This window comes from Paenibacillus sp. FSL H8-0283 (genome assembly GCF_045040675.1).
Classification (GTDB): Bacteria; Bacillota; Bacilli; order Paenibacillales; family Paenibacillaceae; genus Paenibacillus; species Paenibacillus amylolyticus.
On the sequence record NZ_CP150295.1, the window covers coordinates 5324837 to 5337478 of the forward strand.

Annotated in this window: 12 protein-coding genes; 1 reads left to right on the forward strand and 11 read right to left on the reverse strand. The window is 43.8% G+C overall.

From position 1 onward, the window contains the following. Nucleotides 1–8: 8 nt before the first annotated feature. The 4 genes from MHI52_RS23480 to MHI52_RS23495 are packed head-to-tail and all read right to left on the reverse strand — an operon-like array spanning nucleotide 9 to nucleotide 4928. A complete protein-coding gene (locus MHI52_RS23480; RefSeq protein WP_076329105.1) occupies nucleotides 9–1481 on the reverse strand; it encodes a glycoside hydrolase family 32 protein in 1473 nt (490 codons plus the stop codon). A gap of 25 nt (nucleotides 1482–1506) precedes the next feature. Beyond that, on the reverse strand, nucleotides 1507–3114 hold the full coding sequence (locus MHI52_RS23485; protein ID WP_340984448.1) for an ABC transporter substrate-binding protein: 1608 nt from the start codon (nucleotides 3112–3114) through the stop codon (nucleotides 1507–1509). 55 nt (nucleotides 3115–3169) lie between these two features. After that, nucleotides 3170–4051, reverse strand: coding sequence for a carbohydrate ABC transporter permease (locus MHI52_RS23490; protein WP_036617174.1), 882 nt, complete (start codon nucleotides 4049–4051; stop codon nucleotides 3170–3172). A gap of 16 nt (nucleotides 4052–4067) precedes the next feature. Then, on the reverse strand, nucleotides 4068–4928 hold the full coding sequence (locus MHI52_RS23495) for a sugar ABC transporter permease (RefSeq protein ID WP_223200008.1): 861 nt from the start codon (nucleotides 4926–4928) through the stop codon (nucleotides 4068–4070). Between the two features lie 540 nt (nucleotides 4929–5468). On the opposite strand from MHI52_RS23495, the gene MHI52_RS23500 reads away from it, so the two are divergent. Then, nucleotides 5469–6545 carry a LacI family DNA-binding transcriptional regulator gene (locus MHI52_RS23500; RefSeq protein WP_101314524.1) on the forward strand — a complete coding sequence of 359 codons (1077 nt, stop codon included), beginning with the start codon at nucleotides 5469–5471 and terminating at the stop codon, nucleotides 6543–6545. 118 nt (nucleotides 6546–6663) lie between these two features. Here MHI52_RS23500 and MHI52_RS23505 read toward each other — a convergent pair whose 3' ends face one another. From MHI52_RS23505 to MHI52_RS23535, 7 genes are all read right to left on the reverse strand, one after another. Next, complete coding sequence (locus MHI52_RS23505) at nucleotides 6664–7482, reverse strand: purine-nucleoside phosphorylase (RefSeq protein ID WP_036617166.1); 819 nt, start codon at nucleotides 7480–7482, stop codon at nucleotides 6664–6666. 536 nt (nucleotides 7483–8018) lie between these two features. After that, nucleotides 8019–9020: an endo-1,4-beta-xylanase gene (locus MHI52_RS23510; protein WP_036674423.1), complete on the reverse strand. Its 1002-nt coding sequence runs from the start codon at nucleotides 9018–9020 to the stop codon at nucleotides 8019–8021. A gap of 239 nt (nucleotides 9021–9259) precedes the next feature. After that, complete coding sequence (locus tag MHI52_RS23515) at nucleotides 9260–9607, reverse strand: hypothetical protein (RefSeq protein WP_405157737.1); 348 nt, start codon at nucleotides 9605–9607, stop codon at nucleotides 9260–9262. Between the two features lie 135 nt (nucleotides 9608–9742). After that, nucleotides 9743–10615, reverse strand: coding sequence for an aminoglycoside phosphotransferase family protein (locus MHI52_RS23520; protein WP_405157738.1), 873 nt, complete (start codon nucleotides 10613–10615; stop codon nucleotides 9743–9745). A 33-nt stretch (nucleotides 10616–10648) separates the two neighbouring features. Beyond that, nucleotides 10649–11095: a GNAT family N-acetyltransferase gene (locus MHI52_RS23525; protein WP_405157739.1), complete on the reverse strand. Its 447-nt coding sequence runs from the start codon at nucleotides 11093–11095 to the stop codon at nucleotides 10649–10651. A gap of 24 nt (nucleotides 11096–11119) precedes the next feature. Then, nucleotides 11120–11599 (reverse strand): DinB family protein, encoded by a 480-nt coding sequence (locus MHI52_RS23530; RefSeq protein ID WP_315371695.1) that lies wholly within the window; start codon nucleotides 11597–11599, stop codon nucleotides 11120–11122. 27 nt (nucleotides 11600–11626) lie between these two features. Continuing rightward, entirely contained in the window at nucleotides 11627–12163 is a 537-nt protein-coding gene (locus tag MHI52_RS23535) for a GNAT family N-acetyltransferase (RefSeq protein ID WP_405157740.1), read from the reverse strand. Between the last annotated feature and the right edge of the window lie 479 nt (nucleotides 12164–12642).

Consider the following 12642-nt stretch of genomic DNA (forward strand, 5'->3'; position numbering starts at 1 on the left):
CATTACAATTAACCTTTAGCCTTGGTTGATGATATCTCATAGATATGAAGTGAAGAGAAGACCAGATCTGTATTTTCGGCATGGGCAGAGATGCCTTGGCAATCCGCATCCGGATAGATCAGATCCGTGATAACCGCCTGACCATCATTTGCAAATACCTCCACAGATGAATGATCTACAAAGATACGCAAACTTTGATTTCCATCCACTTCTTTTAACTCAGCTGTATGACGGCTCAGGAAAAGTTCATGAAAATTGCCGATGCCCGATCGACTACGATCAACGTACACTTCACTTCGGATCGAGTCTACACCAACGACCGTTTCGTGATCTGCGCCGCTTCTTAGTGCAAAATGGAACGTCTGATCCTGAGCCCACTCTGCATGGATCTCATAGTTCACGAGTTGCAATGCGTTCAACTGCTCACTCACTTGCTGAATCGAAGCATCCTGTAGGGACAATACTGGCGTACGGGCTTGCTCAAGTTCACGTGCAGGACGTTGAATCAATATAACTTCTCCCGCTCTTGTCTCCAGTGTCAACTCCCGGGCAATGGTCATTGCTCCACGGTAATCATTGGTTGGCGTCTGGTTGGCATACATCCAGTTGCTCATCCAGCCGATAATGAGGCGTCTTCCATCTTCCTCAGGAACGTCAGACCAACTAACTCCTGCGTAGTTATCCCGACCATAATCAATCCAGCGAATCGTCTGGGATGCCTCGTCTGGGACAAATGTAGTTCCATCAAAATCTCCGGTAAAATATTGTGTTCTTGAGCCTTCAATAAAAGCAGGATCTGCACCGATGCTAACGAGCATCACCCATTTCTCCTGCCCTGAATCTCCATCTACTGCAAGCGGGAACAGGTCGGGGCATTCCCACACGCCATCGTGTGAACCAATCCCGGCTCCAAATTCACTTCCTAGCGTCCAATCCTTCAGATTGGGAGAACGATACAGACATACCGTTTGACCACAAGCGATAATCATAACCCACTCCTTGGTCTGCTCATGCCAGAACACTTTGGGATCACGGAAATCAACAAAGGACTCATGCTTTAATACCGGATTACCCTCGTACTTAGTCCAGGTTCTGCCGTTGTCTTTGCTATACGCCAGACTCTGGGTTTGTATGGCATCTTGGTTTTTAACTTCAAGATGATGGGTGAAAATAGCAACCAATCCTGGCTCACCCTCAAAGAATCCGGTCGTATTATTCCAATCCACTACGGCACTTCCCGAGAATATAGTGCCATTCTCATCGGGGAGTAAAGCTATTGGTAGTTCCTCCCAGGAGATCAGGTCCCTGCTCACTGCATGGCCCCAATGCATGGGGCCCCATGTAGTTCCATGTGGGTGATGCTGATAGAACAAGTGATACTCCCCATTGAAAAACACCATGCCGTTTGGGTCGTTCATCCACTTCTCTTTTGGTGAAAAATGGTATTCATTTCTGTAATCTTGTTTAAGAATTGTCGACATTATGGTTTCTCCTCCGTACTTTTCTTTATTTGTTATTACGGTCATATCCCGCTTGTTTAATCTGTAGCCATTCTTGCAATCCAAGGCGATCCAGCTCTTTCAAATAAGCATCCCATTCCTGATCTATTTTCCCGTTCTGATACCATTCTGTACGCAGACGTAACACGTAGGCGAAGAGATCGGTCTCAATCGTGGACAAGCGATCCAGTTCATCAATGGAGAAGAACACACTTGGATATACGTTCTCCGCTTTCATATGCGGAACCATAACCTTGTCGAGAAGTTCCATGCGCCAAGCCGCATCTTCCGGTTTGGTTGTGTATTTGTCATAATAACTGTCGAGAATGGCCAATGGTCCTGCGATACTGGTTTTTTGTCTGAGTTCCACAGGTGCAGATCCTTCCAGTGGAAGATGTTTCAGCATCCCTTTGGCTTCATCGAATTCAAAAATATTTTGCTGACTCTCGTCTCCATAGGTACCCCAGTTGTTCTGCACAGATTGGAGCGGATCGTACAGTTGGTCTACCCACTTCGCTGTAGATTCCAGGTTTTTATTGCTGCTGGTAATGACCATGCGACCACGATCAAGCCCAATCCCGTTTGTTCTTGTGACATTGACCTCTCCGTTAGGCCCGGCAACCGGAGGCAGAACATCATACGTATCATTCATGCCTGTAATGTTAGCCTTATCCCATGTGAAGTACATGCCGTACTTATTATCCTTGCCTTTCGCAAGATACGTGTTCCAATCCTGCTGATACGATTCGACATCCACGAGGCCTTCTTTAACCAGCTCATGAATGTATTTAACCGCTTCCTTGTAGCCTTCATCAGCTGCCGTGAAGACCACTTTCCCTTCATTGGTTACCACGGTATGATCCCAGTTCTCTCCGAGTCCAAATGCCGCAAAGAGAAATGTCAGATCTTCTCCGCCCGGTTTGTTAATGAAAGATAACGGAATTTCGTCGGCCTTACCGTTGCCGTTTGGATCTTGAGTTTTGAACGCGATCAATACTTCTTTCAGCTCTTCGGTTGTCGTTGGCATCTTCAGTCCAAGCTTGTTCAACCATTCCACATTAATCCAGGGCAAGTTATCCACTGCCTGAATCCGTTGTTTGCCACTTCCGAGTTCTTCAATCCATGGGAATGAGTAAATATGTCCGTCTGGAGCCGTGATCATGCTCTTGTATTCGGGAGCTTCCTCCAGCACCTTTTTCAGATTGGGCATGTGTTGTTCAATCATGTCCTCAAGTGGAATGATCGCCCCGTCCTTCGCCAGTTTCAGGAGATCATAATCCCCGTAACCTGCATCAAAAATGGCATCCGGCAAATCACCGCTGGCAACCGCCAGGTTTCTTTTTTCTGCAAACACATCACTCGTATAGTTCTTCCAGTTGATATGCACATTGGTTTTCTCTTCGAGTCGCTTGTTAATCAGCTTGTCGTTTGGATCAGCGGGAGCCAGCGGAGAGCTCTGTGTTATAAAATTCAATGTCACCTTACCATCAGGGGATTGCGCCTCACTTGCCGCGCCGCCTCCACCTCCGCCACAGGCGGTTAAAAAGAGCATTGCAGATAACATGGAAATGGATGCCGTTGTAACGGCTTTTCTGGATTTGTTCACTTTTTTCATAATAATGACCTCCATGAGTTGGATTGGATCAACTTACTGTATCGCAGGCTGTTCACTATTTGAGGGAACCGACCATGACACCTTTTTCGAAATACTTCTGGAAGAACGGATACATGATGATGAGTGGCAGACTCGAAATGACAATCGCTGAGTATTTAATCATCTCGGAGAGCCGTTTCAGTTCTGCCATCGCGAGCTGATCACTGATCATGCCCGGTGCAGCCTGATTCTGAATCAAAATGGAACGCAGAACGAGCTGTAACGGATGCAGGTTCGGATTATCGAGATAGATCATTGCATCAAAATAGGAATTCCATTGCCCAACGAACGCATAAAGTGCAAGTACAAAAATGATCGGTTTCGACAACGGAATGACGATCTGGAAGAAAATCTTCATCTCAGAGGCGCCATCCACGTTAGCAGCTTCTTTCAGTTCTCGAGGGACTCCTTTGAAAAAGGTTCTGGAGAGAATGATGTTCCAGACGTTAACGGCTCCAGGGATGATGATCGCCCACACCGTATCCAGCATGCCGAGATTACGTATGAGTAGATAAGTAGGGATTAATCCCCCGCCGAAGAACATCGTAATGATAAAGATAATCATGAAAAATCCACGTCCCGCGAGCCTATCATCCGACAATGCATAACCTGCAAATATGGATACGGTCACGGTGATCAATGCAAAGGAAACCGAGTACAATACCGCATTTGCAAACCCCCGGATCATGGCTGGATTGGACAAAATCATCTGATATCCGTCCAGACTCCAGTCCGATACATTAAAGGACAGTCCACGATTCAGTAACACCGTGGGGTCCATGAATGAGGCGATAACAATATAAATCAGGGGAACAACCACAACCAGTACAGCACAGGTGAGAAAGATAGCATTGAGTGTGAGGATCAACCGATCCATTCCCGTGTGTTTAACAACCATGGATAATACTCCTTTCCTAATAGAGGCCTTCGCCTTCATTCAATTTCTTCACAATCAGATTCACCGTCACCAGCAAAATCACATTGATAACCGAGTTGAACAATCCAACTGCCGCAGAATAAGCGTAATCTCCAGACTGTAACCCCACCTTGTAGACATACGTGGCAATAATCTCGGAGGACGGCAGGTTCATGGACGTCTGCATCAGATAAGCCTTCTCAAATCCAATGGACATAATCCCGCCAGCTGCAAGAATAAAGACGATGGCCATAATCGGACGAATCGTTGGAAGGTCAATGTGGCGAATACGCTGAAGGAGATTCGCTCCATCCAGATTAGCCGCATTGTGAAGCTCCGGATCAACATTGGCCAAAGCCGCGACGTATATGATGGAAGCCCAGCCCGCTCCGGTCCAGATATCGGACAAAATGTAGATCCAGCGGAAATATTCCGGTTCAGACATGAACATGATCGGCTGACCTGTAATCCATGTGGCTAATTGATTAATTGGCCCTGTCGGTGAGAGGAAGATGAACAGCATACCCACAACCACAACAACCGAGATGAAATTGGGTGCGTACAGAAACAATTGAATATTTTTCTTGATGCCAGCTTTGCGTACCTGATTCAGCATGAGTGCCAGTAAAATGGGCACCGGGAAACTGAATATCAATCCCAAAAAGCTGAGTTTAAGCGTATTCATTAAAATGATATCGAAATTGGGTGAAGCTATAAATTTCTCGAAATGCTTCAGTCCTACCCAATCACTACCCATGATGCCCTTGATCGGACTGAAATCCTTAAACGCAATGATGGCTCCGTACATCGGAATGTACTTGAAGATAAGAGTCAAAATTAAGGCTGGTGCAAGCAACATATATAAAAAGTAATTTTTTTTGAGCTGCTGTAACCTATGACCGCTTGTCGTCCTCACTTTCAGTACCCTTCCTTCGCCCTTTTTGCTGTCGGCTATGTTATCCAACACGATACCCCCGTTCATTCTAGAAGTTGACAATTGTTTTCAGTAAGGGCTTTCAATATTTACAATTGCCTATTTGATAATTTACAATTTATCAGGTTTCAACGGATTTAGTCAATACGTTTTGTAAAAAAATATTTGTGCATTTGATCATTTCATCTTTGCATTAATGTAACTAAAGAGGATTAAATTTGCATATATACAGCACTGAATCGTTAATACCCGCATAGATATTTCTATATCATTACTGTAATAGATTATCATTGTTACACTAATTAACAAAACTTCTGGATCAATTATGAAAATAGAATTCGACTATCTAAATGTAAATGTAATTGTGCATTTGTAAAACAGAGATTGCTATTTGTCCCGTTCTATTATACATTTGACTTAGAGAAGAATATGGATGACTATTGATGATTAGAGGTGAAGCATTAGATGGCAAAGGAAAAAGTCACGATACAAGACATCGCTGATGCTTTGGGGATCTCCAGGAATACGGCTTCCAAAGCATTAAATGATAGCGGAAACATCCCGGATGAAACCCGAAATCGTGTAATTAAAAAAGCAATTGAACTTAAATATAAACAGTTTGCCTATATGGACAATGAGCATGTTCTAACCAAGGCTCCGGGCAATATCGCCCTGTTAACTGAAAACCTGCCTAATACATCTCACTTTGGTTCGTTGTTAATCAGCGGTCTGGAGAAAAGAATCAGTGCGGAGGGATACAATCTCTCGATTCATATCGTGCGTGAAGACGATCAAGATACACTTACACTTCCCAACAATTTTGATATAGCCAAAGTGGACGGCATCATTTGCATTGAATTATTTGATCTGGAATATACACAGCTGATTACCGATCTGGGCATTCCCACCATCTTTATCGATTGCGCTTCCAACATATGTTATCCCGAATTCAAAGCAGATCTGCTACTCATGGAGAATGAACATAGCATCTATCAGTTAACCACAAAATTAATTGAGAGCGGCTACACAAGTATTGGATTCGTAGGAGATTACAATCACTGCAAGAGCTTTAATGAACGATGGGTTGGATATCAGCGTGCTATGCTGGAGGCGGGGTTGCAGGTCGACCTGTCCCATTGCATCGTAGATAATGATCGCCTGTGTTTCTCCAAGCCAGGATGGTTGAACCAGCGAGTGGCAGAGCTGGCATCCCTACCTTCCGCTTACGTATGCGCTAATGACTTTATAGCAGTTGATCTGATTAGAGCGTTAAAAGACAGAAATGTCGCTGTGCCACAGGATATTGCGATATGCGGATTCGATAATGCACCCCAATCTCGAATTATTGAGCCAGCATTAACGACGGTTCATATTTATAGCAATGAGATGGGCATTAAAACTGCGGAGATGCTGTTATCCCGGATTAATAGCCCGACACAGCCGTATCAGGTCTCCCACATTGTGACCAAACCCATCATCAGGGAGTCCACACCAGCAATCATGGCCGATCATTCTCAGATGGTTCATAGTTCTGCAAAATAAAAAAACGTATGTCTCACGAGTAACAACTCGTGAAACATACGTTTTTTTGTGGTTTCGATTGGGTTGGATGAAAACTCTATCCTATCCATCGTGGCCTAGATAAAAAATCATCTCGCGATTAGATCTCTTTCAAAATGCCTTTTACAAGTCCGATAAAGGTTGTTTTCACTTGCGCAGCCACTTCAATAACTTCATCATGACTTAACGGCTGATCCAGAATACCACAGGCCATGTTGGTCAGACAGGAAATGCCTAGTACCTTCATACCGCCATGAATGGCAACAATGGCTTCAGGTACCGTGGACATACCAACTGCATCCGCACCCATCGTACGAATCATGCGAATCTCCGCTGGTGTCTCATATGCCGGGCCACTCCACCATGCATAGACACCTTGCTGCAGGCCAACATTCTGCTCTTCTGCAACCTTAAGGGCAATGCTGCGCAGTTCGCGATTGTATACCTGTGATACGTCTGGGAAGCGCACACCCAGTTCAGCATTATTAGGCCCCATCAAAGGGTTATTGCCTACCAGGTTAATATGATCTGTAATGAGCATCAGTTGACCCGGCTCAAAGCTTGTGTTGATGGCTCCGCAGGCATTGGTGATAAGCAATTGCTCGACACCCAGCGCCTTCATGATCCGAACGGGAAAAGTCACTTCATCCAATGTAAAACCTTCATAATAATGAAGGCGGCCTTTCATCGCTACAACCGTTTTGCCCATCAGTTCACCAATAACCAATTCATTGGCATGACCGATAGCCTCCGATTGGGCGAAATACGGAATATCTGTATACGGAATAACGGTCGCATTTTCAATCTCGTCCGCGAGCGCTCCCAGTCCCGAACCCAGAATCATGCCTACGGCAGGTTTGGTATGGATTCGGTTTAATATGTAATCTCTTGCTTCCTGAATATGTGCGGATTGATGCATAATGATATCCTCCTGATGATCTGAATTGAGTTAACAAAAACTGAGTTAATGAGGTGCTACTCATCAAGTGTAATGAACAATGGTCTTGATGTAAATGGAAGCTATTCTATATACAATAAAAAAACGACCCTATGCTCCAGAATCGTTTAAAAACATGGACATACCCTATTCCAATGTATATTTGTTTCTACTTTTCATGTAATCGATTGTCATGATCAGTAACAGCATCAATGTTGCAAACATCAGCGGTTTGGAAAAAGTACCTTCTTCAAAAATATAATAACTAAATATAAAATTTCCGGCAAAAGTAATTAAATAGTTTCGGATGCAATCCATCTTCTCATCTCATTTCAGGAAAGAATTTGGTTCACCATTTCTTCAACCCTATCACACAATCCCATTTAATACCATATTTTTATCATCCATACAAATCAACGCCTCTAATCATGCACGAGATAACCGCACTGTATAATCTATATTGACTACAGCAAAAAAATCGGCCACATCGTGACCGATTCTCTCCACTTCCCTGATGTTTAGGACATAGAATTAATGATACGCCAAAATGATTCCTTTGGCTGCAACTGCTGATCAAAAACAAAGGGCCAATTTTTGCGTCCGCGTACCGGGAAATGGTCGAGCCAGGTATAATTGTCGGCCACTCCCCAGAATGTCACAGAGGTAATGGATGATTTATACTCACGGAACAAATTAAAGATTTCTTCATATCGACGCTCCTGTAGCTCAGCCATCTCTGAAGTTGGCGCGGTGAGGTCCGTTCGACGATCCTCATGACGAAACACGGACATATCCAGCTCCGTAACATGCAACTGCACATCCAGTGAAGCATAACGCTCAATAGCCATTCGGATCTCCTCAATCGAAGGACCATGAATATTCCAATGCCCCTGCAACCCAATCCCGTGTACAGGTGCTCCCTTGTCCAGCAAAGACCGAACCAGATTGTAGATCTTCTCCCGTTTGACCGGATCCGTCTCATTGTAGTCATTATAGAAAAGAAGAGCATTTGGATCAGCTTCATGAGCCATACTGAACGCTTGCATCAAATAATCTTCCCCCACCAGCTCTAACCACTTCGTGTCCCGCATGAACAGGTCGGTCTTATCTTCAACAGCTTCATTGACGACATCCCACGCATATATTTGCCCCTTATACCGACCTACTACCGTATCAATATGTTGCTTCAAGCGAGATAATAACAGCTCTCTGGAAGCGGGAGCACCTGAGGTATCCTCAAAGACCCATTTCGATGTTTGATTATGCCAGACCAAAGTATGTCCGCGCACCCCAATCCCTTGGGCAACAGCAAAATCAACAATTTTATCCGCCGCCTCAAATGAATAACGATCCTCTTCCGGGTGAATTTCTTCGAATTTCATCTGATTTTCAGCCGTGATACTATTGAAGTGTTTGGCGATGAAATCCGCTTCGGACTGCAACATTCTGGTATGTACAGCAGCACCTATTTTGAACGTATTAGCGTACGTAGCATGTAATGATGGAATTTCAGTTGGCATTTACAATTCCTCCCTGCCAGTTTTTATCCATCATATCGTTTGTTGAATACGCTTACAATGAACAAATTATACTTCTTCCCCCTCATATTTAACTATTTATGATCCTCGGCCCTGTTTGCACAACAAAAACACCTCCACGTATGTCCGACTGCTCATCTAAACAGAACATTTCTCGGAAGGTGTTTTGTGATCGGGCTGTTCAATTAAATTCAACTCATATACAAAGAAGATATGAAGCCTTACAGCTTGTCCACCTGTAACAAGGTCAGCTGTTTCACTGTGCATGCCGGGTTAATTTGTTCCTCGGACAGAATGTTCAGCTTGATCAGGCTTTTCAGCTTATGGCTGTCTACCTTGGACAACAATCGCCAGATGTCCGGGTCTGGAAGAGAAGCATACAGCTTCTGATCATCGTATTCCTTCCGGTTCTGAAGTACTGTTTTCACGGTGTAACCACCAACCTGAGTCTCATACACCCCTTGTTCTGCACAATACGCGACAATCTCATCTCGTAGTACAGACAACTGCTGCTCAATATCTTTTTGCTGCTGTTTCAGTTCAAAGTAAGTTTGCACTTTCTGCTCCATATCAATCACGCTCCTCTACTATCATAGGTATGCGAGGATCGCTAGTTTAGGACTGACTGTTTATTTTATTCGAAAAAAGTGGTCTTTCTATTACTTAATCGTATACTGTCGTCATTGTGTATCCCCGTATTACGATTACAGCAGATGTTCATTCAAATACGGATTATGGACAGCCATGCTGTGAACCTTTTCCATTACATCTGGCCCCATGGGGACATCCCCAACGCGCTTTAACAGAATCCAGCGAAGACAAGCTACAGCTTCAAAAACCTGCTCCTCTTCCAGCGTGTACGTATAACTTGCAGAACGTGCAAATTGAGCGCGATACATCTCGCCATAACTTTCCCCATTATAGACGGTGATCAGAAACACAGACCATGCCATATCGTACCTCGGATCACCATACTGCCCATTAGTCCAATCGATGATGGTGTACTGGTCGTCCATCTCAAGAATGTTTCCCAGATTATAATCGCCATGAATCAAGCGGTCCTGTCTGATCTGGACCTGCTGGATCAAGTTTGCCAGAAGATCATTTATATCGTCATGTAATTCAATTTGAGGAAAAAAGTATTGAACAAAATCGTACCTGAATATGTATTCTTCATCTTCTCCAGTACCCACTTCATTCACCGGATAACGATGGACCTCCATTAATCGCTCAGCCAGATGTGTCAGTTTGGTTTGTGTTAATTGGGTAATCGGCTTTCCATCATAGCTCGTTAACAGCACTTGATTCCCTTGCTCGTTTAATCCCCAACCGTAGGGTTTGGAAACACGAATTCCACTTTGATAAAGCTTGGACAATAATCGATATTGTTTGGCGATATCCGGTTTAGAATCCTTGTCCCAAACTTTCAATACGTACCGCTGATCTTCCATTTCAATTCTCATCACACTCGCTTCCAGTCCAGGTGGCAAGGGAATGATCTGATACTCCTGTTCCATCACCTGCTGGATACGTTCATCCAGTTCTACCCAATTCACCTGGCTAAGTTGAATCGTCATCGTTCTCCTCCTTCCATGATACACAAGATTAGATTATAATCGTTTATCAAATACCTTCTGCCATTTCTTCTCTTCATAATTGATAGCTATATAAAACCGATGTGCAGATTCCCTTTTTCCGTTACAACGTACCCGAATCTTATCAAAGCCGTTAACCCGAGCCCATTCCTCGCATTCGCTCATGATTATCTTACCAATCCCCATCCCTTGATGAATCCCATCCACAACTAGTCCACCAATCTCGGCAAAAGATGGACTCTCAATGGAATGTCTTCCCTGTACATGGCCCCAGCCTACGACTCTCGAATCAATCTCAGCTACACATACATAATAGTCTGGTAAGGAAGAGAGAAGAGTTAGTCTCTCCTTGATTTCTTCAGTTGTGCTGACATAACCCAGTTGATGGGATAATTGGCTCATCACTTCGCCATCCTGAATCGTAGCTTTCCTGCAATGAATCATCACTTCTCCTCCGTTCATTCATGTCATGCCGCTCTCTCCCTGTTAGTCAGGTATAATCAGGCCTTTGCCAATGACATTAGCGGATACTGGCTGTTTGCCCAATTCTCTGGCCCATACCGACAGCTGTCCCATATGGTGAATCTCATGGGCGATCACATGTCGCATAACTTCTCCCCATGAATCTGTACTGGCCTTGCCAGCTGAGCGATGATCAATATAAGCTCTTTTTTCCATACTCGAATCCCAGGCTGTAACAAATGCCTCCACATCAGGACGTAACTTGCGATCGAGTCTCCTTACCGCCTCAAGATTCTGGTAGTTTGCAAAATCTTCTGCATCATCCGGTTTGCCCTGAAGCAGCTGAAGCCAGCTCCACTCTACATCAATAATATGAAATAATGTTTGTAATATGTTGCCTACTCCGCCCGTACGAGGCCGAAGCAATTCTTCAAGCGGTACATCTTCACACCAGACATACCATTGCTCACGCACCATCCAGTTATAACGAAAGAATGTTTCCATTGGTATATTCCCCTTTATCGATGTTTTTCATAGAGATTTGATCAATTCTGTATGGGCAAAGGTATCCTCCGAATGTTCAAGATCACCATAAATTCTACTAATCTGATTGAATCCGGATTTGATCCAGAAGCGTAATGCAGTCCAATTTTTGAGCGCTACGTTGATTCGAATTTCCTTGTAACCAAGTTCGGAAAAGTGACGCGTCAACGCCTGAATTAATTCTTGTCCATATCCCTGCTTCTGGATCTCGCTCTGGATATATAAAAATTCGAGATAGATTGAATCCTCGGAGGGATACCCATGGTACACACTTAACAAACCAATATAGCGGTCATCCTCATTTGTGCGAATGGATTGAATTCGAAAATTCTCCAGCCTGCCTCCCGGCGGAAGGTGGCCTTCTTCAAAACATTCTTTCACATAGTTCCGATCATGCTCTTGTCCATCCCATTGATGCAAGTACCGACTGGTCTCATATATGGACTCGAGTTCAGGAATATCGGATTCTTCCACATTCGAGACAATAAGTCGGTCTGACTTCCATTCTACTGGAAGTTGTTTCATCGTAATCACTCCATCTTGATATTCTAAATAAATTAAACTATTGAATATTTACACTTACCACTCCGATGACAGAACAACCTTCAGATCGCTGTTATCCCCATATTTTTTTGATTCATTTTATAATGGGAAACTCCGGGGATGAGCCTATGCTTCCGATGCAGCTTTCTTTCAGAAAGCTTTTAGGTGAACACTTCGCTTCTTCAGGTTTTTTCTGTCCTCTTCGTTTCGTGTAAATATTCTGTTGAATTTATTTAGTTAATTTCTTTTTTATATACAAGATTACATGAATACCTGCATAAATAAACAGGACATTGAACAAATATAGAAGTACATTTAAATAGATCCCAGATATAAACCAGATTGTTCCCTCAGAATTAGCATAATGATAATCCGTAAAGAATCGGAGCGGGAAACCATACTCTGTTCGGAGCGGTCCATCTTCAGTATGTAAAGTTCCAGGAATACATAGGATGGCTAAT

What these genes read in the sequence shown, in the direction of transcription:
- MHI52_RS23490 (WP_036617174.1), bottom strand. Translation starts at nt 4,051, where the DNA reads ATGGTTGTTAAACACACGGGAATGGATCGGTTGATCCTCACACTCAAT.
- MHI52_RS23525 (WP_405157739.1), bottom strand. Translation starts at nt 11,095, where the DNA reads ATGAACGGAGGAGAAGTGATGATTCATTGCAGGAAAGCTACGATTCAG.
- MHI52_RS23515 (WP_405157737.1), bottom strand. Translation starts at nt 9,607, where the DNA reads ATGGAGCAGAAAGTGCAAACTTACTTTGAACTGAAACAGCAGCAAAAA.
- MHI52_RS23500 (WP_101314524.1), top strand. Translation starts at nt 5,469, where the DNA reads ATGGCAAAGGAAAAAGTCACGATACAAGACATCGCTGATGCTTTGGGG.
- MHI52_RS23480 (WP_076329105.1), bottom strand. Translation starts at nt 1,481, where the DNA reads ATGTCGACAATTCTTAAACAAGATTACAGAAATGAATACCATTTTTCA.
- MHI52_RS23520 (WP_405157738.1), bottom strand. Translation starts at nt 10,615, where the DNA reads ATGACGATTCAACTTAGCCAGGTGAATTGGGTAGAACTGGATGAACGT.
- MHI52_RS23495 (WP_223200008.1), bottom strand. Translation starts at nt 4,928, where the DNA reads ATGTTGCTTGCACCAGCCTTAATTTTGACTCTTATCTTCAAGTACATT.
- MHI52_RS23510 (WP_036674423.1), bottom strand. Translation starts at nt 9,020, where the DNA reads ATGCCAACTGAAATTCCATCATTACATGCTACGTACGCTAATACGTTC.
- MHI52_RS23485 (WP_340984448.1), bottom strand. Translation starts at nt 3,114, where the DNA reads ATGAAAAAAGTGAACAAATCCAGAAAAGCCGTTACAACGGCATCCATT.
- MHI52_RS23530 (WP_315371695.1), bottom strand. Translation starts at nt 11,599, where the DNA reads ATGGAAACATTCTTTCGTTATAACTGGATGGTGCGTGAGCAATGGTAT.
- MHI52_RS23535 (WP_405157740.1), bottom strand. Translation starts at nt 12,163, where the DNA reads ATGAAACAACTTCCAGTAGAATGGAAGTCAGACCGACTTATTGTCTCG.
- MHI52_RS23505 (WP_036617166.1), bottom strand. Translation starts at nt 7,482, where the DNA reads ATGCATCAATCCGCACATATTCAGGAAGCAAGAGATTACATATTAAAC.